This window comes from Acetomicrobium sp., assembly GCF_059026225.1.
Genome location: NZ_JBWQOQ010000007.1, coordinates 204,559 through 227,756, shown reverse-complemented (window position 1 = coordinate 227,756; position 23,198 = coordinate 204,559). Strand labels below are relative to the sequence as shown.

At 47.2% G+C, this 23,198-nt stretch carries 42 protein-coding genes and 4 pseudogenes; 9 read left to right on the top strand and 37 right to left on the bottom strand.

Annotated elements, in window-relative coordinates; genetic code table 11:
* Nucleotides 1-39: 39 nt before the first annotated feature.
* Both AC5SXE_RS05380 and AC5SXE_RS05375 read left to right on the top strand, forming a co-directional pair.
* A complete protein-coding gene (locus tag AC5SXE_RS05380) occupies nt 40-198 on the top strand; it encodes a hypothetical protein (RefSeq protein ID WP_493916868.1) in 159 nt (52 codons plus the stop codon).
* Complete coding sequence (locus AC5SXE_RS05375) at nt 170-601, top strand: hypothetical protein (RefSeq protein ID WP_493916867.1); 432 nt, start codon at nt 170-172, stop codon at nt 599-601. The genes AC5SXE_RS05380 and AC5SXE_RS05375 overlap by 29 nt, the downstream gene beginning before the upstream one ends.
* 122 nt (nt 602-723) lie before the next feature.
* Here the strand turns inward: AC5SXE_RS05375 and AC5SXE_RS05370 are convergent, their stop codons facing one another.
* From AC5SXE_RS05370 to AC5SXE_RS05345, 6 genes and pseudogenes are all read right to left on the bottom strand, one after another.
* Complete coding sequence (locus AC5SXE_RS05370) at nt 724-1,293, bottom strand: hypothetical protein (protein WP_493916866.1); 570 nt, start codon at nt 1,291-1,293, stop codon at nt 724-726.
* On the bottom strand, nt 1,290-1,625 hold the full coding sequence (locus tag AC5SXE_RS05365; protein WP_493916865.1) for a hypothetical protein: 336 nt from the start codon (nt 1,623-1,625) through the stop codon (nt 1,290-1,292). Before AC5SXE_RS05365 ends, AC5SXE_RS05370 begins: the two co-directional genes overlap by 4 nt.
* 117 nt (nt 1,626-1,742) lie before the next feature.
* Nucleotides 1,743-1,949, bottom strand: coding sequence for a hypothetical protein (locus tag AC5SXE_RS05360; RefSeq protein WP_493917283.1), 207 nt, complete (start codon nt 1,947-1,949; stop codon nt 1,743-1,745).
* An 85-nt stretch (nt 1,950-2,034) separates the two neighbouring features.
* Nucleotides 2,035-2,590: pseudogene (locus AC5SXE_RS05355) on the bottom strand (M42 family metallopeptidase); the annotation flags it as partial.
* A 271-nt stretch (nt 2,591-2,861) separates the two neighbouring features.
* Nucleotides 2,862-3,041 (bottom strand): hypothetical protein, encoded by a 180-nt coding sequence (locus AC5SXE_RS05350; protein ID WP_493917282.1) that lies wholly within the window; start codon nt 3,039-3,041, stop codon nt 2,862-2,864.
* Between the two features lie 98 nt (nt 3,042-3,139).
* Complete coding sequence (locus AC5SXE_RS05345) at nt 3,140-3,766, bottom strand: hypothetical protein (RefSeq protein ID WP_493916864.1); 627 nt, start codon at nt 3,764-3,766, stop codon at nt 3,140-3,142.
* 141 nt (nt 3,767-3,907) lie between these two features.
* Here AC5SXE_RS05345 and AC5SXE_RS05340 point away from each other — a divergent pair, with 141 nt between their 5' ends.
* Both AC5SXE_RS05340 and AC5SXE_RS05335 read left to right on the top strand, forming a co-directional pair.
* Nucleotides 3,908-4,357, top strand: a complete 450-nt coding sequence (locus AC5SXE_RS05340; protein ID WP_493916863.1) for a DUF8155 domain-containing protein — start codon at nt 3,908-3,910, stop codon at nt 4,355-4,357.
* A 101-nt stretch (nt 4,358-4,458) separates the two neighbouring features.
* Nucleotides 4,459-4,821 carry a hypothetical protein gene (locus AC5SXE_RS05335; protein ID WP_493916862.1) on the top strand — a complete coding sequence of 121 codons (363 nt, stop codon included), beginning with the start codon at nt 4,459-4,461 and terminating at the stop codon, nt 4,819-4,821.
* A 16-nt stretch (nt 4,822-4,837) separates the two neighbouring features.
* Here the strand turns inward: AC5SXE_RS05335 and AC5SXE_RS05330 are convergent, their stop codons facing one another.
* The 7 genes from AC5SXE_RS05330 to lplB form a co-directional block, all read right to left on the bottom strand.
* On the bottom strand, nt 4,838-5,161 hold the full coding sequence (locus AC5SXE_RS05330; protein WP_493916861.1) for a hypothetical protein: 324 nt from the start codon (nt 5,159-5,161) through the stop codon (nt 4,838-4,840).
* Entirely contained in the window at nt 5,145-5,405 is a 261-nt protein-coding gene (locus AC5SXE_RS05325) for a hypothetical protein (RefSeq protein ID WP_493916860.1), read from the bottom strand. The genes AC5SXE_RS05330 and AC5SXE_RS05325 overlap by 17 nt, the downstream gene beginning before the upstream one ends.
* Nucleotides 5,406-5,447: 42 nt before the next feature.
* Nucleotides 5,448-5,831 carry a hypothetical protein gene (locus AC5SXE_RS05320; RefSeq protein WP_493916859.1) on the bottom strand — a complete coding sequence of 128 codons (384 nt, stop codon included), beginning with the start codon at nt 5,829-5,831 and terminating at the stop codon, nt 5,448-5,450.
* 2 nt (nt 5,832-5,833) lie between these two features.
* The gene (locus tag AC5SXE_RS05315; protein WP_493916858.1) at nt 5,834-6,181 is read right to left on the bottom strand and encodes a hypothetical protein; all 348 of its coding nucleotides are present in this window, start codon (nt 6,179-6,181) and stop codon (nt 5,834-5,836) included.
* Nucleotides 6,159-6,425: a hypothetical protein gene (locus tag AC5SXE_RS05310; RefSeq protein ID WP_493916857.1), complete on the bottom strand. Its 267-nt coding sequence runs from the start codon at nt 6,423-6,425 to the stop codon at nt 6,159-6,161. Before AC5SXE_RS05310 ends, AC5SXE_RS05315 begins: the two co-directional genes overlap by 23 nt.
* Before the next feature lie 330 nt (nt 6,426-6,755).
* Nucleotides 6,756-7,376, bottom strand: coding sequence for a lipoate--protein ligase family protein (locus AC5SXE_RS05305; RefSeq protein WP_493916856.1), 621 nt, complete (start codon nt 7,374-7,376; stop codon nt 6,756-6,758).
* 125 nt (nt 7,377-7,501) lie between these two features.
* Nucleotides 7,502-7,777, bottom strand: coding sequence for a lipoate-protein ligase small subunit (gene lplB, locus AC5SXE_RS05300; protein WP_303881492.1), 276 nt, complete (start codon nt 7,775-7,777; stop codon nt 7,502-7,504).
* A gap of 271 nt (nt 7,778-8,048) precedes the next feature.
* On the opposite strand from lplB, the gene AC5SXE_RS05295 reads away from it, so the two are divergent.
* A complete protein-coding gene (locus AC5SXE_RS05295) occupies nt 8,049-8,435 on the top strand; it encodes a metal-dependent transcriptional regulator (protein ID WP_493916855.1) in 387 nt (128 codons plus the stop codon).
* A gap of 25 nt (nt 8,436-8,460) precedes the next feature.
* Here AC5SXE_RS05295 and AC5SXE_RS05290 read toward each other — a convergent pair whose 3' ends face one another.
* From AC5SXE_RS05290 to AC5SXE_RS05260, 7 genes are all read right to left on the bottom strand, one after another.
* A complete protein-coding gene (locus tag AC5SXE_RS05290) occupies nt 8,461-8,634 on the bottom strand; it encodes a hypothetical protein (RefSeq protein ID WP_303881488.1) in 174 nt (57 codons plus the stop codon).
* A gap of 18 nt (nt 8,635-8,652) precedes the next feature.
* Nucleotides 8,653-9,330 carry a FeoB small GTPase domain-containing protein gene (locus AC5SXE_RS05285; protein ID WP_303881485.1) on the bottom strand — a complete coding sequence of 226 codons (678 nt, stop codon included), beginning with the start codon at nt 9,328-9,330 and terminating at the stop codon, nt 8,653-8,655.
* Nucleotides 9,327-9,563 (bottom strand): FeoA family protein, encoded by a 237-nt coding sequence (locus AC5SXE_RS05280; RefSeq protein ID WP_433912610.1) that lies wholly within the window; start codon nt 9,561-9,563, stop codon nt 9,327-9,329. The genes AC5SXE_RS05285 and AC5SXE_RS05280 overlap by 4 nt, the downstream gene beginning before the upstream one ends.
* A 6-nt stretch (nt 9,564-9,569) precedes the next feature.
* Nucleotides 9,570-9,821 (bottom strand): FeoA family protein, encoded by a 252-nt coding sequence (locus AC5SXE_RS05275; RefSeq protein ID WP_303881479.1) that lies wholly within the window; start codon nt 9,819-9,821, stop codon nt 9,570-9,572.
* A gap of 25 nt (nt 9,822-9,846) precedes the next feature.
* The gene (locus AC5SXE_RS05270; RefSeq protein WP_433912611.1) at nt 9,847-11,661 is read right to left on the bottom strand and encodes a nucleoside recognition domain-containing protein; all 1,815 of its coding nucleotides are present in this window, start codon (nt 11,659-11,661) and stop codon (nt 9,847-9,849) included.
* Between the two features lie 88 nt (nt 11,662-11,749).
* Nucleotides 11,750-12,553 carry a DUF4198 domain-containing protein gene (locus AC5SXE_RS05265; protein WP_433912612.1) on the bottom strand — a complete coding sequence of 268 codons (804 nt, stop codon included), beginning with the start codon at nt 12,551-12,553 and terminating at the stop codon, nt 11,750-11,752.
* Nucleotides 12,546-13,085, bottom strand: a complete 540-nt coding sequence (locus AC5SXE_RS05260) for a hypothetical protein (protein ID WP_433912613.1) — start codon at nt 13,083-13,085, stop codon at nt 12,546-12,548. Before AC5SXE_RS05260 ends, AC5SXE_RS05265 begins: the two co-directional genes overlap by 8 nt.
* 221 nt (nt 13,086-13,306) lie before the next feature.
* On the opposite strand from AC5SXE_RS05260, the gene AC5SXE_RS05255 reads away from it, so the two are divergent.
* Nucleotides 13,307-13,477 (top strand): transposase, encoded by a 171-nt coding sequence (locus AC5SXE_RS05255; protein WP_433912614.1) that lies wholly within the window; start codon nt 13,307-13,309, stop codon nt 13,475-13,477.
* Nucleotides 13,478-13,567: 90 nt separating this feature from the next.
* Nucleotides 13,568-14,005: a MarR family winged helix-turn-helix transcriptional regulator gene (locus AC5SXE_RS05250; protein ID WP_303881470.1), complete on the top strand. Its 438-nt coding sequence runs from the start codon at nt 13,568-13,570 to the stop codon at nt 14,003-14,005.
* An 18-nt stretch (nt 14,006-14,023) separates the two neighbouring features.
* Here the strand turns inward: AC5SXE_RS05250 and nudC are convergent, their stop codons facing one another.
* Nucleotides 14,024-14,566: an NAD(+) diphosphatase gene (gene nudC, locus AC5SXE_RS05245; protein ID WP_493916854.1), complete on the bottom strand. Its 543-nt coding sequence runs from the start codon at nt 14,564-14,566 to the stop codon at nt 14,024-14,026.
* The gene (locus AC5SXE_RS05240) at nt 14,544-14,810 is read right to left on the bottom strand and encodes a hypothetical protein (protein WP_493916853.1); all 267 of its coding nucleotides are present in this window, start codon (nt 14,808-14,810) and stop codon (nt 14,544-14,546) included. The genes nudC and AC5SXE_RS05240 overlap by 23 nt, the downstream gene beginning before the upstream one ends.
* Before the next feature lie 196 nt (nt 14,811-15,006).
* On the opposite strand from AC5SXE_RS05240, the gene AC5SXE_RS05235 reads away from it, so the two are divergent.
* Nucleotides 15,007-15,198, top strand: coding sequence for a type II toxin-antitoxin system HicB family antitoxin (locus AC5SXE_RS05235; RefSeq protein ID WP_493916852.1), 192 nt, complete (start codon nt 15,007-15,009; stop codon nt 15,196-15,198).
* A 355-nt stretch (nt 15,199-15,553) separates the two neighbouring features.
* On the opposite strand, the gene AC5SXE_RS05230 is transcribed toward AC5SXE_RS05235, so the two are convergent.
* The 4 genes and pseudogenes from AC5SXE_RS05230 to yedE all read right to left on the bottom strand — a co-directional run bounded on the left by AC5SXE_RS05230 (nt 15,554) and on the right by yedE (nt 17,474).
* The gene (locus AC5SXE_RS05230) at nt 15,554-15,712 is read right to left on the bottom strand and encodes a macro domain-containing protein (RefSeq protein WP_493916851.1); all 159 of its coding nucleotides are present in this window, start codon (nt 15,710-15,712) and stop codon (nt 15,554-15,556) included.
* Between the two features lie 52 nt (nt 15,713-15,764).
* Nucleotides 15,765-15,935: pseudogene (locus AC5SXE_RS05225) on the bottom strand (macro domain-containing protein); the annotation flags it as partial.
* A gap of 206 nt (nt 15,936-16,141) precedes the next feature.
* Entirely contained in the window at nt 16,142-16,363 is a 222-nt protein-coding gene (locus tag AC5SXE_RS05220) for a sulfurtransferase TusA family protein (RefSeq protein ID WP_493916850.1), read from the bottom strand.
* 21 nt (nt 16,364-16,384) lie between these two features.
* Nucleotides 16,385-17,474, bottom strand: a pseudogene (yedE, locus tag AC5SXE_RS05215) (YedE family putative selenium transporter).
* Nucleotides 17,475-17,875: 401 nt separating this feature from the next.
* On the opposite strand from yedE, the gene AC5SXE_RS05210 reads away from it, so the two are divergent.
* Nucleotides 17,876-18,010: a hypothetical protein gene (locus AC5SXE_RS05210; RefSeq protein WP_493916849.1), complete on the top strand. Its 135-nt coding sequence runs from the start codon at nt 17,876-17,878 to the stop codon at nt 18,008-18,010.
* Between the two features lie 44 nt (nt 18,011-18,054).
* Here AC5SXE_RS05210 and AC5SXE_RS05205 read toward each other — a convergent pair whose 3' ends face one another.
* From AC5SXE_RS05205 to AC5SXE_RS05155, 11 genes and pseudogenes are all read right to left on the bottom strand, one after another.
* Entirely contained in the window at nt 18,055-18,192 is a 138-nt protein-coding gene (locus AC5SXE_RS05205) for a hypothetical protein (RefSeq protein WP_493917305.1), read from the bottom strand.
* Nucleotides 18,167-18,487 (bottom strand): glycine/betaine/sarcosine/D-proline family reductase selenoprotein B, encoded by a 321-nt coding sequence (locus AC5SXE_RS05200; RefSeq protein WP_493917281.1) that lies wholly within the window; start codon nt 18,485-18,487, stop codon nt 18,167-18,169. Before AC5SXE_RS05200 ends, AC5SXE_RS05205 begins: the two co-directional genes overlap by 26 nt.
* Nucleotides 18,474-19,310 carry a glycine/betaine/sarcosine/D-proline family reductase selenoprotein B gene (locus AC5SXE_RS05195; protein WP_493916848.1) on the bottom strand — a complete coding sequence of 279 codons (837 nt, stop codon included), beginning with the start codon at nt 19,308-19,310 and terminating at the stop codon, nt 18,474-18,476. Before AC5SXE_RS05195 ends, AC5SXE_RS05200 begins: the two co-directional genes overlap by 14 nt.
* A gap of 69 nt (nt 19,311-19,379) precedes the next feature.
* Nucleotides 19,380-19,475, bottom strand: a complete 96-nt coding sequence (locus AC5SXE_RS05190; protein WP_493916847.1) for a hypothetical protein — start codon at nt 19,473-19,475, stop codon at nt 19,380-19,382.
* The gene (locus AC5SXE_RS05185; protein WP_493916846.1) at nt 19,468-19,617 is read right to left on the bottom strand and encodes a glycine/sarcosine/betaine reductase component B subunit; all 150 of its coding nucleotides are present in this window, start codon (nt 19,615-19,617) and stop codon (nt 19,468-19,470) included. The genes AC5SXE_RS05190 and AC5SXE_RS05185 overlap by 8 nt, the downstream gene beginning before the upstream one ends.
* Nucleotides 19,562-19,810, bottom strand: a complete 249-nt coding sequence (locus tag AC5SXE_RS05180) for a glycine/sarcosine/betaine reductase component B subunit (protein ID WP_493916845.1) — start codon at nt 19,808-19,810, stop codon at nt 19,562-19,564. Before AC5SXE_RS05180 ends, AC5SXE_RS05185 begins: the two co-directional genes overlap by 56 nt.
* Nucleotides 19,807-20,214 carry a glycine/sarcosine/betaine reductase component B subunit gene (locus AC5SXE_RS05175; RefSeq protein ID WP_493917280.1) on the bottom strand — a complete coding sequence of 136 codons (408 nt, stop codon included), beginning with the start codon at nt 20,212-20,214 and terminating at the stop codon, nt 19,807-19,809. Before AC5SXE_RS05175 ends, AC5SXE_RS05180 begins: the two co-directional genes overlap by 4 nt.
* A pseudogene (locus AC5SXE_RS05170) lies at nt 20,202-20,500 on the bottom strand (glycine/sarcosine/betaine reductase component B subunit). Before AC5SXE_RS05170 ends, AC5SXE_RS05175 begins: the two are co-directional and overlap by 13 nt.
* Nucleotides 20,497-20,682 (bottom strand): glycine/sarcosine/betaine reductase component B subunit, encoded by a 186-nt coding sequence (locus AC5SXE_RS05165; RefSeq protein WP_493916844.1) that lies wholly within the window; start codon nt 20,680-20,682, stop codon nt 20,497-20,499. The pseudogene AC5SXE_RS05170 and the gene AC5SXE_RS05165 overlap by 4 nt, the downstream one beginning before the upstream one ends.
* A gap of 185 nt (nt 20,683-20,867) precedes the next feature.
* On the bottom strand, nt 20,868-21,593 hold the full coding sequence (locus AC5SXE_RS05160) for a B3/B4 domain-containing protein (protein ID WP_493916843.1): 726 nt from the start codon (nt 21,591-21,593) through the stop codon (nt 20,868-20,870).
* Nucleotides 21,594-21,876: 283 nt separating this feature from the next.
* Nucleotides 21,877-23,187 (bottom strand): TRAP transporter large permease, encoded by a 1,311-nt coding sequence (locus AC5SXE_RS05155; RefSeq protein ID WP_493916842.1) that lies wholly within the window; start codon nt 23,185-23,187, stop codon nt 21,877-21,879.
* Nucleotides 23,188-23,198 lie beyond the last annotated feature (11 nt).

Sequence of the window (23,198 nt, the reverse complement as noted above, 5' to 3'; positions counted from 1 at the left end):
ACGTCTTAAACGAAAGCAACGGTTCAGTTTCTTTGAGATGTGTCCGGGAAGAAGGACTTCAACCTGTGGCTCACCGATAACGGCACCATCACTGAGGGCGACGTGAAATATAAAGTCCTCGTGGTAATGAGCGACGGAAGTATCCTGGAAAAGGAGGTAATCCGCGCCGTTGAAGGAGAAGCGGGCTCCAAAGACTAAAGCGCCTCCCGGTGCTGCTCAGGTTTCAGACAAAATTCGGGCTACTTATCTTGGCAAGGGTCCGATGAACTACCTGAAAAAAGGCGAGGTTTCATCGCTTCTTGCCACGCCCGATGCGAACCCCGACGCCCACGTGCTGCTCAAGCTCATTAATACCAAGGGGACCATAGAAAGCATAACCATCAAGGCAAAGGACAGCAAAAGCGGAACTTGGGATACCATTCCGGGAAACGACATATGGAATATAGTAGTGACCCGCGCGGCATCTGGAGGGATGCTGTCCGATACGGACGGGTCCTTCAATATGGAGGTCGAAGGAGACACGGAACTGCACCTTTGGCTGGCTGACAACGGAAATTTCGGCGCCGCACCCGAGAAGTTCGATGTTTATCATCGCCTTTGAAGACGGGCGCTTGCTGAAAAACACCATAAAAAAGTAACCGCACAATCTATACGAAATGGGTCGCTATGTACATGAGCGACCCATTTTTTAGTTTACGTTAAACTAACCAAACAAGTCTGCTTTTAAGGCATTAAAATTCTAGTTCCAAGTTGACGAAGCTCGCCAGCAATTTTACCGCGCCTTCCACATCGTCTAGGCATACGGTTTCGCTTGGCGAATGGACGTATCTGGTAGGTATAGAAAGCGTCGCCGAAGGGATGCCTTCCTTGGTCCTTTGAAGGACTGCGGCATTTGTGCCTCCAAAAGTCAAAACTTCCTTTTGGTAAGACACGCCTGATTTTTGTGCAGCCTGCTCTAACAGTCTCGACGACCTTCCTGTGGCTTATCGAGGCTCGATCCTTGATCTTTATGGCAGGGCCCTTGCCCAAAGCCATGGCATGCCTTTTAAGCCCCTTCGGATGGTCGGCCGAATCGGTAACGTCTACGGCGACGCAAAGTTGAGGAGAAAAATCGTATGCAGCCACTGACGCTCCGACAAGTCCGATTTCTTCCTGAACGGAAAAAGACCCTATTACCGTGTGTTTCGGGTCTTTTAAATTTTTTAAGACTTCGACTAAAACGGCACAACCGATCCTGTCGTCCATGGATTTGGAAACAAGATACTTGCCGTTTTCTGTGAAAGTATGAATCATAAACGCCAAAGGTGCCTATGGGGACCAAACTTTCCGCTTCCTTTCGGTCGTAGAGCGCCGATGTCCACGAAAAGGTGGTCGAAGGTCAGGTTCGATAAATTTTTCTTTTGCTCATCCGGTGTTTCGCCTTCATAGTAAACCACTCCTGTAGCTTTGGGGAATCTAACCCTGTGGCCCACGTAGGTATAGGGAGAAACTCCGCCAACCGGTTCTATCCTCAGGAAACCTTTATCGTCGATGTTTGTGACTACAAGTCCGATTTCGTCTATATGGGCATCGAGCAGCACCTTTTTGTCACTTTTGCCTTTTTTCCAAACCAGCAAATTGCCCAAGGGGTCAAATCTATGGCCATCTATGTGGCCTTCAAGGTGTTTTAAAACAACTTTTTGAACTTCCTCTTCCCTGCCGCTTGGACCGTAACTTTCGGTTAGCTCCTTTGATTAAATCTATCATCTTGCAAAACCCTCTCCTTCTTCTAAGATTTTGCTCACCAGCAAGACTGTATTTTCAAAATCACCCATGTCGATTACAGATAGGGGACTGTGAATGTAGCGAGCCGGAACGGAAATCACGCCGGCAGGCACTCCCCCGCCAGTTTTGGCGAGGCGCGCAGCGTCGGTACCCCCTGCGGTCCTTCTTTTCGGCTGGTGTTTGATGTCGTATTTTTGAGCAACACTGCAGGATGGATTCGTAAATTTTTTTATTTACCACGTATCCCCTGTGCATGAAGGTGATGGCCGGACCGTCTCCCAGGTGAGTCGCCCACTGATGTTCGGGAAGCCCGGGATCGTCTCCAGCGGTCGTTCCCTCGATCACCAAGGCCAGATCGGGTTGAAGTTGTTCAAATAACACCGCACTTCCCCTAAGGCCTGTTTCTTCCTGAACCAAAAAGGCGAATATAAAGGTCGTCCTCGAAGCGCTCATTTCTTATCTATTATCTCCATAAGCACTGCGCATCCTGCCCTATCGTCGAAGGCCTTGCTGGTTGCGCCTGGAGTTTTCACACCTGAAGTCCGTCGCAAAGGAGACGTAATCGCCGATCTCTACCTTTTGGGTGGCTTCGTCCTTTGAACTTGCGCCGATATATATGCGGAGATTTTCGTATTTGGGTGACGCCAGCCTCTCGTCTTCTCTTTTGAAGGTGTATGGCCTTGTAGCCGATGACGCCAGGCATCTCTCCCTTGATCCTGACGTGTTTTCCCACCACTGACGCTGCGGATCGACGCCTCCCTACGGGAGCAAAGGACAAAGTCCCGTCGTCTTCGACGTTTGTCACCATGAAGCCCACCTCGTCCATGTGTGCGGCCAAAAGGAATTTCCTCTTTGATTTCGTTCCCTTTTTGAAAGGCAATCAAGTTGCCCAGTACATCCACCTTTACGCTGTCGACCTTGCCTTCTATTTTTTCTTTTATGAAATCCCTGACGCGCCCCTCGTCTCCCGAGACGCCGTCAAGCTCGGTCAATTCCTTCAGGTACATCGCCTTCACCTCTTTCCTCGCACGCCTCATATGGTGCTTGCCAAGGCAAGAAGTCTTGCCGTTTCTTCTATGTCACGGGGGTCTGCTACTTCAACGGGCGTGTGCATGTACATTAGCGGTATGGAAACAAGAGCCGTTTTGATGCCAGACCTCGGTAATTTGTACTTCGTCCGTGTCCGTGCCGGACCTTCCCGGCGTGGGTTCAAGCTGTATTTTCACGCCGTTACGCTTCGCCACATCGGAAAGGGCCTTGTAAAACTCCCTGTTTATTACGGGCCCAACGGCTAAGGCGGGACCCTCAGAAATCTTTATTTGGGGAAGTTGAGGGCATCCTTTCGTTTCCGTGGGTCACGTCTACCACTATGGCTTCATCCAGTCCCAAGTTCGTAAGCCACGGAAACCGCCCCGGGACCTGCGATCTCCTCCTGGCTTGAAAATATGAAGTAAACGTCCGCCCTGTTTTTGATAGCCTGAAGCTCCTGAGCGGCCAAGATCAAGGCGGCACAGCTTGCCCTGTTGTCCAGGGCTTTGCCGGAGACTTTGCTTCCAAGCTCAGTACATTCTCCTTCGATTACGCAAATATCTCCCACGCTCACATGTTCTCCCAAGGATGAACATGAAACATCTACGAAAATATCATCGAAGCTGGGGACTTTCCCTCTTTGGTCCTCCTTTTGAAGGTGCGGGGGAAGAAAGCCAACGACGCCTGAAACAACGCCTTGCTTCGTAAATATCTTTATCCGCTGGGACAAAACGACTTTGGGATCGACACCGCCGATGGGCTCAAGCCTTATAAAACCTCTTTCTTCTACTTTGGCGACGACAAAACCTAACTCATCGACGTGTGCGAATATCCCGAGTTTTTTTGTGCCCTCGCCGCGTTTTAGAGCTATTAAGGTATTAAGCCTGCTTGTTTTTAAAACGTCCGCGTAAGGTTTTATTTTTTCTTCGATGAGCTTTAGCGCCTCATCTTCGTACCCTGAGGGCCCGTCCACGCCTGAAAGATCATTTAAGCAAAGAAACCGTCTCCAATGACATCACCCCTTTAAATGAGCTTAACAGATTCTGCTTTATTTTTGAACAGGCTCATATCAAGTATAATCAGTATCAGCTACAAAAGGGGGATGTGAGAGCAGATGATAAAAATTGCTGCCTCCTGTGGGATAAAAATCTATGCTCCGCGTCAAAGCAGGGTGTCTTTTTTCAACAGTCCTTACTTGGCGCATTTCGAGCATCGAGCTGTTGATATTTACCCTCTTTCTTCAAAAGCGCCTTCTCCAGTAGAGGGTAGGGTTAGATATATTTATGAATTTTCCGCTCCGAAGACGAAGCAATTTCAGATGCCTACGAAAGAATATCTGATCGCCATCGAAACACCGATCAGTTCCGAGTATCTCGTTCGCATACTTCACGTTAAACCCAGCGTTATGGTAGGCGATTACGTAAATGTGGGTGAGCCGCTAGGTGAAATGATAAGAAATGGCCACTTTGATACCTGGACGGATCGTCATTTGCACGTGGAAATAAGGCCGTGCGATAATCTGCTCAGGGCAAGAGGAGGCCTTCCAATTCACGTTGATATTTGAAGGAAAATCAAACGACACGGATTCAACGTCAAAAAAGACGCGGTGTAGCATGCTTACCCGCAACGAACGCACTAAAACTATCTGCATTTATGGGAAAGGTTGTGGCCTTAAAACCACGATCCGTCTTAGCGGAAGGCCCAAACACATGCATTGGTCCTTTTGTCGGAATGCCGGTCTTCGTCGGTAATGGAATGGGAATTTTAGACGGAGGCGTACCGCATTACGGCTTTGGCGGGGTATTATCGCTTGATGAAGTGAAAATCGGCGACCCCGTGTTTCTTGGCGACGTAAAGATAGGACGCGTAGTCGAAAGGTTCGCCGACGGCTTTTCAAGGTTTGAAGCCCTGTCATTTTCGGTCAGATTGGAAGAACTTTCCATGAAGGGCATTTCAAGCTATATAAGTTTGGACGGCGCCTACAGATGGAAGTTCATCCCCCAAGCCGGCAAGGAATATAAACCTTAGAAGGCGAAATAGTCAATTAATATCTGACCCGCAAGGCCGAGTTCACTCTTTGATCGATTTCGATCTCGTCCTTCCGTGGGCTTTCTCGGGATAGTTGTAGATGGGACCGCAGGGGCGATTCGTTATAAAAGGGCCTGTTACACCCGGGACATCCCGAAGTCATGAAGGGCGCGCCGCTGTTTACCACAAGTTCTAACGTATTTTCGTCCACGCCAAAGCTGATTGCCCTGCCATTTTCAAACTTCATCTTTTCTGCCCTGCCAAAGCCGTTTGCGATCAAGTAATGGGCAAGCTGAACCCGCCTGTAAGCGGATACATCGGGGCTAGAGTTTTTGGCCAAAGGCGTCCCCTTTATTGGCGTAAAGGCGAAAAGCCCCACAGTTATACCTTGGTCGTGCAGGAACTTGGATAGTCCTTATCATCTCCTCTTCGCTTTCGCCCAGGCCGGCTACCAGGTGGGTGGTTGCCTTGCCAACTATCTTTTTTACCTCCTGGAGGGCGCGCAAATGAGTCCGCCAGGAATAAAACGAATTCGCACCCTTGCCCTTTATGGCTTCAAAAAGTTCTGGCGTGCGCCGCGTCAAGGGCAACCCCGATGCGTTCTGCCCCGGCGTCTGCCAAGCGCTTTATATCTTGACTCGGAAGAGGATGACATGCAACGGATATGGGAAGGTCGCACGCTCCCTTTTATCCTTGAAACTATTTCTAGTGAGATCTTCTACGACCCCTGCGTAATTAACTGACTGAACGCATATCCTTTTAAAGCCGTGATCGCTCGTTCTTAGCGATTCGATGACGCCCTCAAGCTCGAGCTTTGGCCACTCCACCCTCGAGAGCATCTTTTGGTCCGAAAAACTTTCCCTCGCCTGGGGGCAAAACTTGCAATTGGCCAAACACTTTCCCTCAAAATAAGTGAGAAGATGAGCCGTAGTCGGAGCAACTTCAAGTTTGGCCTTGCAAAAACCCAAAAGGACACCCGTTCCGAGAGCTACTCTTATATACTTAACCATTTTTATCCTCCAAACCTGAGCGGAACCGCACAACATCCTTCAACGCTTTGCACGATCAGACCAAGGCTCTTTGCGCCTTTGAGCGTTTCCTGCCTTGGCATCACGATCCCGTCAACGCCGGCATTAAGGGCTGAAATTTCATACTCGAGGAGCCGCGGTCGCATGCAGCCAAGCATTATGGGAATATCGGGCCTTTTAAGCCGGGCGGCAGAAATGAGCTTTCCGGCTTCTTCTGCCACAGGAGGGCGGGCCTTTTCAAAGGCGGTACCGGCCGTCGGCACGAGCACTAAAAACACTAGTGCGCTTATCGTTCTTGAGCTTGCGATTTCAAGCGCCCTTTCTTCGCCCAATAATTTGCCCCCGTGCAAGCCTATCGTGATGTGGGGCACAACGGATGAAACAGATGTCGACCAAGGCATCCAGCGAGCGCTCATAATCCTCGACCCTTTTTTCGATTCCTATTACCTCTTTTATGGACTCGTCAGCTCCTATGAGATCAAAGGATATTACGTCTATGCCCGCCTTGCCGAGATCGCAGGCAAGCTCGTCCGGCACGAGGCCGCAATGGACGTTTATCGCTAAGGTTTGTTTCACGCTTGATGCGCGCCAAAGACATCGACGAAGCTTTCCAAAGGCACCCACCCGTTACTGTTATAACCACCGCTTACAAGGACGCCTTTAAAGCCTTTTTTGTCAAAGACCAAGACATTTTCGGTAAAGCTCCTCTGGGCTGGGACAGGAAACCATGTGTTTTAAATATTGCCGCCCGCAGTGCTTGCAGTTCATCGCGCAAGCTTTCCCGGTTATGGAAACCGAAGGAAACTTGGGGTAAGGATAGTAAGCGTAGAACTTTTTGCTGCGGTTGAATTTTTTTAAAAACGCGTCTTTCGTCTGCATGGTATCATTCATCGCTTCATTAACCACTCAGTAAGAGGCGTATTTTTCTATCAGCTCTTTGGCCAAACTAATTTCTTCGGAAGACAGCTCTCCTTCCTCGAAACTAACGCCAAAGGACTCCTCAAAGCCGAGCCTCATCGCTTCTTTTACCTCTTCAAAACTCGGTTTTTCGCCAAGTTCCCGTTTTATTGACGTCACCCGCTCGTAAGCGGAAGAGATGAACTTGTCCGTGATTTTTTCAGGGCTTACCCTTAAAAGCTCAAACATGAGCCTTATATCAGGATCTATGAGTATGGTGCCGTGTTGCAATACGCATCTCCATTTCCTGGTCTGCGCGCTTCCTGAGATCTTTTTGCTTCCTACCGAGATGTCGTTTAGGGGGCTAAAGCATGCGTCAAGGCCGAGACGTTTGAAGCCTCTTATGAGCCCTTCGCAAATTGCCTCAAAAGACTTTTCGATGTCCCTTGGGACGTCATTTTGCCCACAAACGACGCTATAGGTAAGCTCGCCGTCTTGGTCGTGAAACACGGCTCCTCCGCCAGTGATGCGCCTTACAACTGCCACCCCGCGTTTTTTAGCTACTTCAAGGTCAACTTCGCGATTAACGCTCTGAAAATACCCCAAGCGATACAGTTCGATGGTTGCCACCTCCAAAATCTCAAGGTATTAGGCGACTTCCCGCCGGCCTTTAACCTTAAAATCGCCTCGTCTATGGCCATGCTGTAAAAAGGTTCGTCCACTCTTAATGGCAGCAATCTCCAGCTTTTCATATCTTATCCCCTCAAAGATCTCATTATCGCTTCAACGAAGTGTTTTGGTTCGATCATGGGCGTTTCAACCTTCGTCTCAGAGTAAAATTTCTCCAACGCTTCCAGCAAGCTTTCCCTATCGGCACTTACGCCGACGAGTCTTCCTTCAAGCTCGTCAAGCGCCTCTTCAGGATACATAAAAAAATCCCCGCTTATCCGAATTTCCGATATGCTGTCTCCGTCTAACTTTAAAGAAACCTTTATGATCCCTTTTGGGGCTTTGAATTCGCCGTAATACATCTTTTTCTCCCGTTAGAGAAAGATCTGCCCTGTGAAATCTCTCAAGGCAGCAAATATTCTTTTCCTAAAGCTGTGCCCGCCCGTTATTTGCAAACAAAATTATTATAGCAGCTGTGCTATAAAGTGGAATGACCAAAAGAGACACATCAAAAGGTAATGGTTCTTTCTTTTGTTATATGGTCGTAGTAGCGACGACGTTGAGAATTGTGTTTGGTATGAAAATATGATATTTTACAACTGACAATATTTGACCTTTACGGGAGGCGTTACATTGAAAATACGGGAATCAGCGGAAAACTATCTGGAAACCATTTTGATCTTAACTAAACGGCAGGGTTCCGTCCGTTCTATAGACATTGCAAAGGAGCTTGGTTTCAGCAAGGCCAGCGTGAGCGTTGCCATGAAAAAGTTGCGCGAAAACGGATGCATAAAAATGGACAGCGATGGTTACATCACGCTAACTGATAAGGGGCGCTCAATTGCAGAAGCCATTTATGAACGACACACCTTACTCTCGAACTGGCTCATGCAATTAGGCGTTGACAGGGAAAGGGCTGTAGAAGATGCCTGCCAAATCGAGCATGTCATCAGTGATGAAAGTTTTGATGCGCTCAAAGGGCATGTTGCTAAGTGTAAAGATTCTAAGTGCAAATCATAAAAAGCTGAGTGCCTTGTTGTAAGAATTAATGCCCTTCAGAGTAAGATTTGCGTTTCTTTTCTTCATTGCAAAAGCCACTGCAAAAGGCACATCCTTCGCGATTGACACAATTTTCGCACTCATGCAACTTCTTGAACTTACGTACAAACAGGCATAATGCCAGCAAGCCACTGACCGCAGCAATTACGGTTCCCCACATATGTTTCGGACTCCTCTATTAGGCTAACGAACCGGTAAATAATTTACTGACTTCCTCGTCTCCTGCAATCAGGCGGACGGCAAGCCACCGTAAGTCATAAGCCGATGCTCTTTCGTCGTCGGCCAAAGCTTCTTGCAGTACGTTGAGTGAACGATTGAGTTGAGGCCCGTAGTCAAGTCGAAAGTCATTGATATCTCCCGCCAACTGATAGGTATCGAGCAAAGCATCGCAAAGTTCTGCCTTGCCCACGCCCCTTTTTGCCATGGTCGGAACGACCTTTACCCCTAACTCTTCGCTCAGGCCATTGACATCTATCTTTATCCTTGCGCTTTCTGCCGCATCCATCATGTTGAGCACCACTACCATCGGTATCTTCATCTCTAGAAGCTGAAAGGTGAGCACGAGATTGCGCTCAAGATTTGACGCATCCACGACATCCAAGACAATATCAGGCCTTTCTTTGAGCAAAAAGTTTCTCGCAATCCTTTCTTCCAGGCTGTAAGAAGTCATGCTGTAAGTACCGGGAAGATCCACCAGCATAAATTTATATCCTTTGTAGTTCATCCGTCCTACCCGTTTTTCTACAGTCACCCCCGGGTAATTTGCCACAAATTGACGCATGCCTGTCAACATGTTGAAAAGCGTTGACTTGCCCGAGTTTGGCTGACCTGCCACTGCTACGACTATTTCTGTCATAAGAGAATCACCCCAATTTCTCTTGCCTCTGAATGGCGGATGCTAATGTGGTTATCCCTGACAAGCAATTGAACAGGGTCGACTAAAGGTGCATTTCGCACAACTTCTATTACAACTCCAGGGATAAGGCCCAAATCCATCAATCGTTGCCCGGTGATGCCTGTAGCCTTGATTTCCATGATGAGGCACTTGTCGCCGGGCTTCAGAGTATTCAATCGTACTGTATCAGTCATGTGATATCAATCCTCTCTGGCTACAAGTATTTTGTTCGCAATGCCCCTGCCCAGGGCAATAGTGCAGTCTTTTACCTGCAGTAGCACGGGGCCTGCCCGTGATGAATTTAACACTTTGACTTCTATGCCATCGTAAAGCCCCATGTTTGACACGCGCATTGCAAGGCCTTTGCCGTAGCTTCCGATATTGACTACACGTCCCTTGACGCCAGGTGGAAGCATTGTAAGCGGCACAACGGTTCTATCCTTGTTTTCCACGTAAAATTCCTCCTTGCAAAACTCTCTAATCATCCAAGTAGCTTCCAGGTCCTCTAATCATCGCGAGAACAAACATTAAAATGACAAAAATTGCATAAAAGCCGCCCATGGCTTGCACTCCCGTCAGACCTAGCGCATTTCCGCCCGTGAATATGGTGGTGGCCAACAAAAGGCCCAGCAAAACAGGATATAAGGCCGATACCAACATCCACAGCGTGCTTCCTGTCTCCATCTTTACAGCCAACAATGTTGGAATACAGGGCGGAAAAACTACCATGAAGACCATTAATGCTAGGGCATGCAAATCAGTCCAGCCAAGGGCGCCTTTGCCTACGCTTTCTTCCAATCTGTCACCAGTACCGAGACCAAAAATGCCTCCTAAAGTCGCAACGCTGCTTTCTTTGGCTGCGAAAGAACTGATGAGCGCTATATTAACTCTCCAATCAAACCCTGCATATTTGGTGACGGGCTCGACGACCTTCCCAACCATGCCCAATGCGCTGTGAACTATGACATCATCCCGCAATTGCGACCTTAGGATTTTTCTTTCCCTTTCAAAGGAACGGTATGCCTTGGAAACTCTCGCGGCTTCTTTGTCAATTTCCATCGCTCCTTTTGACTTAAATCGCCCTCTGTTAACCAGCTTGTAAAATTCAGAATTCTTGGCCTCAAAATTCCGGTGAACTCTTTCCAGTCCGGCTTCACTCCTTGCAGCTTTCTTCGCGGAATCGAACTTATTGCTGAAATTGATCAGCTCCACCAAACCTTCACCTGCCAGGATATGGGCGTAAGGTGAGTCCTCACCCACTGATGCGAGCAAATTTTCAACCATTTGGGCTGATTCCCGGGAATACGCATCTCTCTTGGCGGCATTCAGGCCTGGCAAATTGGTAAGAGCAAATACTATGATCATAACTAAAAGGACGACAGAAACGATCTTTCGAAAGAATAACCACAATCGTTCCCAACAGCGCTGAACTACTCCCGAAACAGTAGGAATCCGGTAGGGAGGCATTTCCATTACAAATGGAGCCACTTCCTTGGTTTTTAGCACTGTGAGGGACAGCACCTTGCTCACTGTTAAAGCTATTACTAAACTAATAGTAGATATAAAAGTGATCGCAAATCTTTTGTGCGCGCTATAAAACACCTCTATCAGGAGTATATGAAGAGGTGTCTTCGCCAGGCAATTCAGAAGTGGAATTATCAGAATTGTGGCATGTCGCGCTCGCTGATCCTTAATCCCTCGTGTGGCCATGATACCAGGAACAGCGCATCCACCAACTACGACTCCGCCCAATACCATGGGAAATACGGACTGCCCGTGCAGACCAAATTGGCGGAGCACCCTGTCCATGATGAAGGCCATTCTTGGCACGTATCCAATATCCTCTAGTATTGCAACGATACTGAAGAGCATTGCAAATATCGGGACATAGTTTATGACGGCTAAAAGCCCGTCAAGAACGCTTAAAATAATGGTTCTCAGCGTCGGGTCAAAAAGAATTCCCTCACCCGGCAATAGTTGAGCCACAAAATTCCGAAAAGCGGCAAGCAAAGGCCATGTGTAGTTAGTCAGCTGATAGCCTTTACCGATGCTCAAATAGTATAAAAGGTACAACACGCCGGCCAGGACGAGTGGTCCGAGAAAACGGTTGAGCACCACGCGATCTATTTTGACACTTAAACTTTCTTTCCAGCGACTTTCTCTAACTGCGCACTTATCGAACACCTCTACAGCCTTGCGATAGTAGGCTATAGTCACCAACTTGGCCGGTTCCGTTTGCGTCTCCTCTAAAAGTCTCTCCCGTTCATTATCGACAAGTCGCATTATATCCATATTGAGCCTCCTTCATATATGACCACCTCTAAATGGCAGGGGGCATCCTACAAAGAGAAGGATGCCCCGGCAAAAAAGGCTTTAGCAATTACTCCATGTCATAAGCCCTTACCCAAATGACGGCACCAACCTCATGGTCTTTGCCATCTATCTTTTCGCCCTCCATGAGAGCGGCAAATCCCCACCATCCGGCCTTTGGAATCCCGTAAGTAAAAATTCCATTTTCATCTGCTTTAATAACTTGAGTCACATGCGCGGATGACGGATATCTTTGACCTGGGCATACAAGGTCACTGAAGGCTCCTGCGTTAAGTCTTTCCACTTCAATTTCAGCAAAGGGAACAGCTTTGCCTTTGTGCTTTACCATGCCCTGAAAGGCGTTGCCCGTCCAAAGGCCGTAGGGCTTGCAAAGCGGTACAATTTCAGCATCCAGGCCAAGCTCTGCGTCCCAGTCAGTGGGAAATCCTGCGTTATTCACAACAAGCTTGGTGTATTGGGTTATGTAAGTCTGTTCCATGTCTTCGTAATAGGGGCGCGGCACAAGATAAAACACGAAGTCGCCCCCACCCTTTGCCACAAATTTACTCTTCCAAGACTTTGCTCCATGAAACTCGAAATCCTTAAGCCCATCGGTGAGATCTTGTGTTTTCTTCTTGTGAAAAACCCCAAATTTAAGCGGTTTTTCCATGTTCATAGTGTAATGAGCCTCTGCAGGGTGAGTGAATATTATCTGGAGATCGATTTCGTTGCTTTCGCCCTCTTCTATGATGTCATCCGAAGGCAAGATCATTTGAAAATGTGCCATGGAAGAGGCGGAATACGCCAAAACAATCGCAAGACTCAACGATACAGCAAACAGAACTTTTTCAAAAAACCTGCATATTTTAGCCATTCACGTTCGTCTCCTTTGCCGCTTTATTTAAGATACTCTTTTTTTCCGCGCCTGTAAGCTCGGGGCCTTGTTTGACGACCACATGACCCGGGCCCGCATCGAAAACTACCAGATACTTGCCCTCGGGTTTGCTCAGAACCAGTTCGCCGTGTTCATCGAGCTGAGATTGGAATATAATGAGTTTTTTCTCAAATAATTCAGGTTTCAAATCTGAATAGCTGAAATCCTTGCCGTGGCCATCAATTTTGCATCCAAGTTTTTCTAAGTAAGCTGCCCTTTCCGAAAGCTCACTCGCAAACAGGGCCTCCAAATACTCATCTCGAACTGAGGTGTTTCCCTCAAAGACAAAATCCTCCACCAGATAGATCCTTATGCCAGCAGCAGAGGATCCATCGGAAAACCCTCCTTCCACATAGATTGTTCCATCTTTCAGGTCTTCTACGTATAGTATCGGGGTATGTGCATACGCTGTTGCTGCAGAAAATAGAAAGACCGCCAAAATTGCCAATATCGCCTTCAATCGAATTTTCATCCACTTCCATCCTCCTTTACTACTATTTTTTCATCGACTCTTCTTCATGCTCGCCCAGAGGCTGTACAGGTACATTGTGAGTTAGCCATGACTAACCTCAAGGTTAGTCATTTCCTTTCCCGTAGGTGCTGAGTGTGTAGTTTAATCAAGGAAAGGGACCACATAGAATTTATAGTTAGTGATGACTAACTCTTTGTGGTTGAATCTTATACAATTTTACTTTGGATGTCAAGGACTATTTCAACAAAAAGATTACCAATACCTATGCCGAAGGATGGAGCACGAATGCTAAAATGCTAAAACGAATCTCCTTTGGCTTAAAAAACACGGAGGTCTATGTCAGAAAGATGATGTGTGAGTTCTCACCGCTTGAAGCTTTCCACACTATTTGAAATAAAGGTGCTTTCTAGTTGACAATGGAAACTATTGTTGGTAAAATTTTCTAAATAATGTAAACAATATTGCCGTGCAGGAGGAAAAATGTGAATAGAATAATGTTTGATATTTATAATTTAATCCAGGAGTTATCGTGGTGTTTCGGAAGTCAAGGCCTTGGCGGTAAATATTGCGGAGATTTATCATTTATTGAATTTATAGCATTGAAAAAATTATGTGAATACGATGATATCACAGTACTAGAAATGGCGAAAAAATTGAACATCACGAAAAGTGGAACAAGTAAAATCATAGATCGGTTGGAAAACAAAAGCTATGTTTTTAGAGAACCTTCACCGGTAGACGGTCGGGTTTGCTACATAAGAATTACCGATAAAGGTGTAAATGAGGTTTCAAAAATCATCAAACGTTACACCGATTATGTTAGTGAAATGCTCAAAGACTTAGACCCTATTGTCCTAGATCACATCAAGAAAGTTTTGGAACTTTTAGTAATCCTAGAAGCTAGGAGGGTCAGATCTTGAATCTTGAATTTCGGGGGATCAGATACTATATTGCCTAAAATGATCTATGAGCTTGCGCGATATGCTGATGCCTGATGGGATATCGGGCAATTCATCAGGGGCGAACCACCGGGCATCCAGGATCTCCCTACCGTCCGGCTTTATTTCTCCCGAAGCCCACTGAGCAGTAAAACCAACCATGATCGTGTGAGGAAATGGCCACGGTTGGCTTCCAAAATAACGGATGTTTTTTACTTCTACGGAAACTTCTTCTTTTACTTCTCGCCTGACCGCATCCTCAAAGCTTTCCCCAGGCTCGACAAACCCCGCGATTACGCTATATCGGCCGGGGGGAAAGTTGGCGTTTCTTGCAAGAAGTATTTTTCCTTCCCTTTCAACTGCCACTATAATGGCAGGCGTCACGGGAGGATAAAAGATTGCCCCACAGGAGGGACAAATTTTTCCGTTGTCAAATGGCGAAGGCTTTAGCCTACCGCCACAGGACATGCAAAATAAATGATGCCCGTACCACTTCATCAACTGAAATGCCCTTGCAGCTTTATAAAAGACTTCTTCGCCCAAAAGCCGATCCCACTTCGCGCAATCCCATGGTAATCATGTTTCCCGGGACTGCAGCGTTATGGGCCATTTCTCCCCAAAATTCGTTGATGACCTTGCCTTTATCACGATCGCCTATTACGACAGTTCCTTTATTTATCAACAACCCAGAAAGTGCCCCAACATCGCAAGAGGTCAAAAGCCTTGGTTCGAAAGAACGACACAAAAGGAATTTATTGTCCTTAAAAACATACCAAATTTCTTGCACTACATTTCCTCCTCGCAGGAACTACCTCCCTTAATCATTACATTATATTCTATAACAAAATTTTGGAAATTCTGATTAAACTCTTTTAGGATGCCTAAAATTAGCTTGGTTGTTATGATATGGTCAGTGAGGCTGCCTATGTCTAAGTAATTTTCGCTATTGCATGATAAAAGGGATAAAGTGAGGCCGATGGTCAATGAAGCAAAAATTTATATATTGGCAAGATGGCAGTATGTGTGTCGGTTATTTCGAAGAGTTCCCCGATTACTGGGCTCAAGGAGAAGCGCTGGAAGAACTTAAAGAAAATTTGAAGGACCTTTGGGGGGATTTGATAAGCGGAAATATCCCCAACGTTCAATGCTCAAAAATTAGCCCATCTGCTCTCTAAGAAATCAACTATGTGCAACCAAATGGCCTCATGAAAGTTTACCAGAACTCCTCCACTGGTTAGCCTTGAGACGCCTTGAAACAAAGCAACCTCGCTATTAGCGGAAACAAAGCAACTATCTTCATCTCGTTCTATTACCAATCTACCATTACAGCGAAACTATAACTTCTCGTAATGCTAGTTTCTTATGCTCGCTTAGGAAATCCCGAATCGTTAATAATGTAATTTGCTATACATTCCGCTCCAAAACAATAACACTCGAAGGCCTATATAGCAAAGAAGCCCGATGTTAAGCCGCTTATTCTAAGTAGCCTACAGGCTTTCCAGCACTTTCTCGTGAACCTTGAGGTCAAAGTCACTGTGAAGCACAAATCGAATGAGCTTTACATGTTTGAGTGTTGGTGATTACCTCTTTGACCGTTTTTAGGGCAACTTCTGCCGCCTCTTCGACCGGATAGCCAAATATGCCCGTGGAAATGGCCGGGAAGGCGATGGAATCTATTTCGATGTTCATCTGCCAATTTTAATGCATTTCTGTAGCAATCTGCCAAAAGCTTGTCTTCAGGTTTGTCTATCCCGTAACGTGGGCCGAGACAGTGAATGACGTATTTATTTGGAAGGTTGTGTCCTCCCGTAATTACCGCCTGTCCGGGTTTTATGGGCGCAAGTGGGCGGCATTCTTCTTCAAGACCGGGCCCGGCAGCCCTGTGAATGGCGCCTGCAACTCCTCCACCCATCCTTAACCAGGCATTGGCAGCATTGACGATAGCGGTTACGTCGGGTTGTTTCACTATATCTCCTTTTACGCATTCGATCGTCACGCCGGATATTTCCTTTTTCATGAATATAACCTCCTTTGCAATGTGCATTTGACAACTACCAAGATCAATTATAAAGTTAGCCGACATGAAGGACAACCTCCAAGCCGGCTACAGGTGAAACGTTACTTTCTTAAAACAATCTTAAATCCGCCCTCGGGCAATTCCTCATAATTGACCGTCCAACCTTGGTTTTTGGCAAACCTGCTGACGTTCATTACCGAGGTCATCGTGTCAACCAACACGTGAATTTCACCGCTGCTCATCTTTTCGATGGCTTTTTTCGTCTCGATGACAGGCTGCGGGCAGGAAAGACCTCTGGCATCGAGCTCTATTGTTTCAGCCATTTCATTCACCTCTTCTGCGTTTTAAATTTTCTCTTTCATCGAAAAGCCCACAAAAAGGCAAAACACGATGCCGACGATCGTTGCTGCCGGTCCGTAAGCACCGGGGCCCGCGGGCGAGCTGGCCAAGCTAAAGTTATGGGCCGTGGCGGCACCAAAAAGCATCCCAAGGATGAACACAGCCGCATCACCGTCGCCCTCACCGCTCATGATGAACTGCCTTCCGGGGCAGCCCCCTGCAAGGGTGAATGCAAGGCCCGAAAGCACCATCCCCATGGCGTTCCACAAAGTGTTCGTGTGGGATACGGGCTGTCCTTCAAAGCTGAGCTTGAACTGGCCAAGAAGCACGTTAGTAATGAAAGCAGCGACGATAAAGGATAAAATCCCATTGAAGAGGTGAAAATCCTTAAACATGATGAGGTCGCGCAAGGCCCCGACGGTACAGAATCGGCTCCGCTGGGCCAAAAACCCGACAAGAAGGCCTACAAAAAGCGAGAGTGCAACAGGTGCTGCCATAGAACCGGGGCCTTCCCTCGAAAAGAAGATGGCGGACGTCTCTTTGGGGCCAAAGTTTGGCCGAAGCAGCACAAAGACGATAAGCGTCACAGCAACGGCCGGCATTATGTAGCCTAATGCCCTTTTAGCCGGGTAATTGCGACCTAAGCTAAAACCGTGCCACAGAAACGCTATGCCAATGATGATCCCTATGGACAGCCCCACGATGCCCGGTATGGCATTTAAGTCTCCAGCGCTCAAGCGAATGTATGCCCTCCAGGGACATCCCAAGAACACCAATGCCCCAATCATGGCAAAAAATCCCAAGAAGAAGCGAACTATCGGGGAAGACCCTGTCCTTGGCTTATATTCTCCGTATATCAAGGAAGAAACGAAGGAGCCCAATACGAACCCGGCAAGTTCGGGTCGTATGTACTGCACCGTTGCTGCCCGATGAAGTCCTAGGGCCCCTGCAATATCGCGGGCAAAGCAGGCGACGCAGATTCCCATATTCCAGGATTGCCCAGAAGGTCAAAAGCGGCGCAAGTATGCCAACTGCAATGCCCGTCAAGATCGGACCGGTACGCGAAGTCAGCGCTCGACTCAAAGTTTTAAGCACTTCAATCCCACCTTTCTAAAAGTTTAAAAGGAAACAAAATTCCAAGCATCGACGCACCCGCTTAGATGGAGCGTTTAAGCATCTCGTCGCTTCAGAAATAGAGTGGGATTTTATAGGTGAACGGCTAAACACGCAGGAGGTAAGTAGGAGGTCCCACTCCGTCCCTATGACCCGAAGGACGAGCGCATGCATCATACATAGGTACACGAATGCGTGACCCGCATTCCCATCGGCCTCATCGGCGACCAGATGCAGCTGTCATGAGCGAGACCTCCCTTCTTGCATGAGTTGTCAGGAGAATAATACCACGAAATCTTGAGGTTTCGTTGATATAAGTTGGGGTTAATATGACCTTTGTCTTCATAAATTAATCTTCAATAAATAGTTAAGGAGGGTTTATCTTGAAAAGAAGTTTTATTGTGTCACTTGCTTGGTATGACTGGATACTTGCCGTAGCTTCTACGGCACCTGGAATATACATCATAATGAACTACGACCAAATAATGATGCGTATCCAGGGCGTAATCGATAATTAGTTTTTAAACACCAACGCGTCACCTGCTTCAGGTAAAAAGCAACTTCAATCCGAATCAAATATCGTCTGTTCGAATATCTCGGTCTGTAAGGCCTTCAAGGCCCTAAGCACCAGCTTTCTCCTGACCTTTTTGTCTTCCTCAGGACCTGCCTCGGGGTCACCCACAGGGGTGAGGTATTGCAACGCCCGGGATGATCCTATTTGCCCCCACGGTGAGCATGATAGGCACGATCGTCGCGATCTGCGCCACCGGAATTTGTGCCACCCTTTCGATTTCCCTAGTCATCGATGCGCCGCATCGGGTGCAGGTTCCTCAGGTGGAGGTTAAAATTACGCCATCCACGCCTGCCTCTTTTAATTCGTGACCTATCTCTCGACCGAAGCGCTCGGCGTTTACGACGGACGTTCCCGTTCCCGTGGTCGTATATAAATAAGGATGAAGTTTGTTAAATGCCCCTTCTCTTTCAAGCTCCCGCATAACGTCTAGGGGTACGAACAACGTCGGGGTCAACGTTTGCCCACATTCGATCGTATCCCCCGTGGATGGACTCGAAGTTTTCTGGGGTCAAGTCGTCGAGGCCTGAGATATCGTATTTGGCGTAGCTTTCTGCCGAAGAAACGCGAAGCCTGTCGGGGTTGCCCCTGGGAACGATCCCGCCCGATGTGACCAAAGCGATGGTGGCGTGCTTTAGATCTTTTATTGGAGGCGCCGGAGGGATCTTTTTAAATACGGGCATCTCGTATTCCGTGCGAAACTCTTGTCCTGCTATCTTTTGTAGCAACATATCAATGGCCCGAAGCGACCTTCTTTTTTCCTTGAAGAAGTTTTTGCGTATGCCGCGGTGGATATAGCCTTCCTCGAAGGCCGAACCAAGCGGCTCACGCTTCAATAGTTTAAGGCCGAGGCGCGCCATGTTTGTCAACGCTTCTCTCATGCCCCTGGCGCTGTCTGCGGTTTTAACGATGAAGATTTGCTTTGAGTAAAGCTCTACGCCTGGGTTTTCGGGAAACATCCCCGTCACGGAAGGTATGCCTAAACGTTCTACTACGGCCGCGCAGATGTAGCCGCAAGCCACTCCGTATCGGCCGGCGTTAAAAGCTGGACCTGCTATGAAAAGGTCTGGTTTTAGCTCTTCAACGATCTTTAAACACTCGGCACGGGCTTTTTCGATGTGTTCGGCATAGTAGCCGTCGCCGCAGATGATGGTGCCTATGGCCCTTGCTTCGTCGCCGAACAACTTTTGAAGCTCCAAGAACCCCGGCCCGACGGGACCTTGCTCGAGAGGGCTTGAAATCGGCAACTTCTTCTCCTCCCTTTCCTCCGTAAAATTGGTTTATATAGTGAACCACACGGTAAGCCATAGACCCCCTTATACCCATTCGCAGCCTACGTTGCCGTAGCCTATTTCTACGGTCGAACCGATGACAGATTGAAGCTCAACGTACATGGAGCCGTCTTCACGCAAGCTTTCGGCGGAACCGCCCGACCAGCAATGCTATGGCCTCGGCTTCGCCGATTATCTTTTTCCATCGGTGGGACGACACGATCATCTCATTGACGTTTCCCGTAGACACGAATGCATTCATCTCGGGCGTGGCGTCGGCCAAGCTTTGGCTTTTGCCGTCCCCGTGCCCGCAGCTTTCGTCGGAAATTACGGACCGCCTTGATGCCGGCTTCCTCGAAATATTTGGCCGTCAGACAAAGGTCCGTGTCGGGGTTGCCGTAGCCTTCTTCGGTTATGACCACTCCGTCGGCACCAAGCTCAACTCCTATGGCGGCACTCATAAGTGCGTTTCTCACCTTCCCCCGCTAAAACGGTGCTTTCGGGCGATATGACAGACGCCAAGAAAGTTCAAGTCTTTGCCGTGACGTTCGTAGAGGTCACAGACGACAGGGTTATTTACGTGATGGTAGGTCGTGTTTTTGTCGCAGGCGAAACGCAGTTTCCCGATACGACAGGCACCGTCGAGCACCTCGTTTGGGTGAAGTAAAAAAGGAAAGCTCAATTTGATGTCTTCGCCGTAAACGTATGTGTCGTGAAGCAACCCCTGGGCTATGGACATGCATACGTACAGTATCTTTGGAAGGTCGGGGTATTTCGCGCTTTCTTCTGCGGTGGAACCTTTTTCGAAAGTTGCCACTTCATCGGCCTTTGAATCCTTGCAGGCTCGAGCTAAATAAGTTGCAAGTTTTAACCCTGCGATGCGCAGGGCGGCTTCAGTACTTTATGTTTATCAAGGCCTTCGACGGGCTCTACGACGAGCACTACGTTGTTGGTCTTAGAAAAGTGAGTGTAGCGCGCTCCCTCCCGCTCATGTCGATGAACCCTTCCTGGAAGGCCACAATGGACCCGCGCGTCACAACCGCCGCTCCGTCAAGCACGAGCGTCGCACCACTGCCCGCCCTTTGCATGGGCGAACAAAAGCCGGGGAAGTATTCCTTTCCATTTCCACCAGATAGCTTTACCCTTGGTTCGATGCAGTCCTTCACGGGGATGATTCTAGTGCTTTCGCCGGGCCTTGCCAGTTGCAAGATCGAGCCTTGGCGAAAGCGTCGTCTTTTACCTCCTCTAAGGCGGATGTCTTGTCCACGTACAAGACTCCTCCTTCAACCTTGGTGGCGTCGCCCCACCGGACGTCGCGCACCTTCACTTTATGCAACTCCAGCCGCATGAGAAGCCCCTCCTTTTTGGGGTAAAGGATATTTTGCCCCTCACAAAGATGTATCGCATGAAATGGACTCAAGAATAAAGAACTTTCTTAGAGCTTTAAAGAAGGAACATGATCCACTCCGCAAGGCTCTGAGGATAGTTGCCGTGCTAACGGAAGCTCTTGAACCCAAATGTGTACGGCCGATTCTAGCAACCTAACGAGCTATTGATGACACTTGCCTGTGGCGTAGCTTTGTTTATAATTCCCTTTGCCTTGACCTTGCATCCAATTGCCTCAAGATGACGGGAAAGTAGGTCCAAAGCTTTTTCTACGTCCCGTGCGTCGGATTCCTGGGCTGCATCGACGAAAAAGTACGCCTCTTTTGTATCGGTCGTAACGGCGCACAACCTGCTGTCGCGGTGATTCCACAGCCAACAGCAAATCTTTTCTTCATCGGCATAGACAATGTGGCTTTCTTTGACGGGAATTTCCTCGCCAGATCCGAGGGGAAGGAATACTTCTCCTTCTCTTCCGTACCTCAGGGTGAGGTCTCCTTTAAGTTTATAGGCATCATAAGCTCCCATGGGAAGCAGCGTCATGACAGAAACACAGTTATAGCAATCGACCACGCTTGAAACGTTCCAAATGTTTTCACCCTTAATCACGCGCCTTAAAAGCGCCTCCAAAGAGCAACGGTAGCTGCTGGGCTTGACGCCCATGGCGCTGTAGATTTTCCGCCAATTGGCGATCCTCGGATGTTTTGACAGCTCCTCTGTTTTAGACAGCCCATATTCATGAAGGATCCGCGGCAGCTCTGATTTTAAGGCTTCAACGTAGTCATTTTTTGCCTCTACGATCACATGAGCATAAAGCCAGCCTATGTGAGTGCCGGGATAATTTTCCAAGATCTCCGGTGCGATCGTGATCTTCATGATTTCCTCCTATTAGGAGTCCGCAGATAAAAGCGGGATCCCGCTTTTAATGGATCCGTGATTCTATATGTCAAGGTATCCTAAATAATCCACTCCACTTACGAGAGATAATGACCTGACCAAGTTATAACTATCATAAACAATACATTAGCAAATCATAAATATACTCAATTTAACAAATACCTATGTTTTAGAGTATTTTTTAAGCCTCTTTATTACACCATACTTCTATCGGATTATACAGTATAAAGGATTCTATCAATAATCCTAACCCGACTTACAACTACTTTACAAGACCAACAACAGTCGGTATGTACATGGACAACACTGGAACGAAAGTTATTAAAAGAAGTATTGCAATTTCTACTATAAAATACGGTAGGAGATGTTTAAACACGTTTTCTATTTTCAGGTCGGCTATTTTACAACCCGTAAAAAGTATCGGTCCAACTGGAGGTGTAATAGTGCCAACACAGAGATTAAAAACCATTATTACACCAAAGTGAATAGGATTAATACCAAGTTTTACTGCGATTGGCAAAAATATAGGAGTGAAAATTAATACTGCTGGCGTAGGATCCATTATACAACCCATAATAAGGAGAACTATATTCATCATAAGAAGGATAAGGACTCCACTGTCTGTAAGACTCAAAAAACCTTCTGCAATAAATGTCGGTATTCCCGTGAAAGACATTATCCAGCTAAGAATAGATGAAACACCGATCATAAAAATTATCATCCCACTAGTTTTAACCGAGCTCAAAAATGCATCATATAAAATTCTCCAAGTCAATTGCTTGTAACAGAGAGAAAGAAGTAAAGAATATACGACAGCAATACAACTTGCTTCAGTTGCTGTAAATACTCCACCAAGAATACCGCCTACTATAATTACTATTAAAAATAAAGACGGAATAGCATCTACAAATGTTTTAAGTTTCGCACGAGCTCCCAAAATAGGACTCGGTTTATAACCGCGCTTCTTTGCATAATAATAAGCAACGATCATGCAACCAACACCCCACAATATTCCTGGAATATATCCAGCCATAAATAAAGCAGCTATAGAAGCACCACTCGACGCTAGAGAATAAACAATGAAAATATTACTCGGTGGTATAAGCATTCCGCAAGGTGCAGAAGCTATGTTAACTGCCGCAGAATAACGTTTGTCATATCCTTCCTTACTCTCTACGGGATCAAGGATGCCTCCGATTGCTGCTGCTGCTGCAACCCCAGAGCCACTAACCGATCCAAAAAACATATTTGCAACAATATTCGCTTGCGCTAACGCTCCAGGAATAGAACCTATAAGGGATTTTGCAAAGTTAACTAATCGTTGCGCTATGCCACCGTTGTTCATTATATTGCCTGCTAAGACAAAAAATGGAATTGCGAGGAGAGAAAAGGAGTTTATACCAGAGTATATACGCTGAGCCGCTGTCACTGCAACCTTTGGGCTTGGAAAAACGACAAAGCATGCTGCTACTGCTCCAATTCCCATACTTATGCTTATAGGAGTCCCTATCAAAAGTAGGACAGAAATTAATATAACAAGAATTATCCCGACTTCAAAAGCATATTCTATCATATGAATTTCTC

Excerpts from the sequence above, each read along its gene's own strand:
- AC5SXE_RS05155 (WP_493916842.1), bottom strand. The coding sequence starts at position 23,187 with ATGATAGAATATGCTTTTGAAGTCGGGATAATTCTTGTTATATTAATT.
- AC5SXE_RS05260 (WP_433912613.1), bottom strand. The coding sequence starts at position 13,085 with ATGAAAATTCGATTGAAGGCGATATTGGCAATTTTGGCGGTCTTTCTA.
- AC5SXE_RS05290 (WP_303881488.1), bottom strand. The coding sequence starts at position 8,634 with ATGTGGGGAACCGTAATTGCTGCGGTCAGTGGCTTGCTGGCATTATGC.
- AC5SXE_RS05235 (WP_493916852.1), top strand. The coding sequence starts at position 15,007 with ATGAAGCAAAAATTTATATATTGGCAAGATGGCAGTATGTGTGTCGGT.
- lplB (WP_303881492.1), bottom strand. The coding sequence starts at position 7,777 with ATGTATTACGGCGAATTCAAAGCCCCAAAAGGGATCATAAAGGTTTCT.
- AC5SXE_RS05370 (WP_493916866.1), bottom strand. The coding sequence starts at position 1,293 with ATGATTCATACTTTCACAGAAAACGGCAAGTATCTTGTTTCCAAATCC.
- AC5SXE_RS05340 (WP_493916863.1), top strand. The coding sequence starts at position 3,908 with ATGATAAAAATTGCTGCCTCCTGTGGGATAAAAATCTATGCTCCGCGT.
- AC5SXE_RS05280 (WP_433912610.1), bottom strand. The coding sequence starts at position 9,563 with ATGACTGATACAGTACGATTGAATACTCTGAAGCCCGGCGACAAGTGC.
- AC5SXE_RS05230 (WP_493916851.1), bottom strand. The coding sequence starts at position 15,712 with ATGAACATCGAAATAGATTCCATCGCCTTCCCGGCCATTTCCACGGGC.
- AC5SXE_RS05320 (WP_493916859.1), bottom strand. The coding sequence starts at position 5,831 with ATGGTTAAGTATATAAGAGTAGCTCTCGGAACGGGTGTCCTTTTGGGT.
- AC5SXE_RS05220 (WP_493916850.1), bottom strand. The coding sequence starts at position 16,363 with ATGGCTGAAACAATAGAGCTCGATGCCAGAGGTCTTTCCTGCCCGCAG.
- AC5SXE_RS05165 (WP_493916844.1), bottom strand. The coding sequence starts at position 20,682 with ATGCGGCTGGAGTTGCATAAAGTGAAGGTGCGCGACGTCCGGTGGGGC.
- AC5SXE_RS05270 (WP_433912611.1), bottom strand. The coding sequence starts at position 11,661 with ATGGATATAATGCGACTTGTCGATAATGAACGGGAGAGACTTTTAGAG.
- AC5SXE_RS05285 (WP_303881485.1), bottom strand. The coding sequence starts at position 9,330 with ATGACAGAAATAGTCGTAGCAGTGGCAGGTCAGCCAAACTCGGGCAAG.
- AC5SXE_RS05265 (WP_433912612.1), bottom strand. The coding sequence starts at position 12,553 with ATGGCTAAAATATGCAGGTTTTTTGAAAAAGTTCTGTTTGCTGTATCG.
- AC5SXE_RS05160 (WP_493916843.1), bottom strand. The coding sequence starts at position 21,593 with ATGAAGATCACGATCGCACCGGAGATCTTGGAAAATTATCCCGGCACT.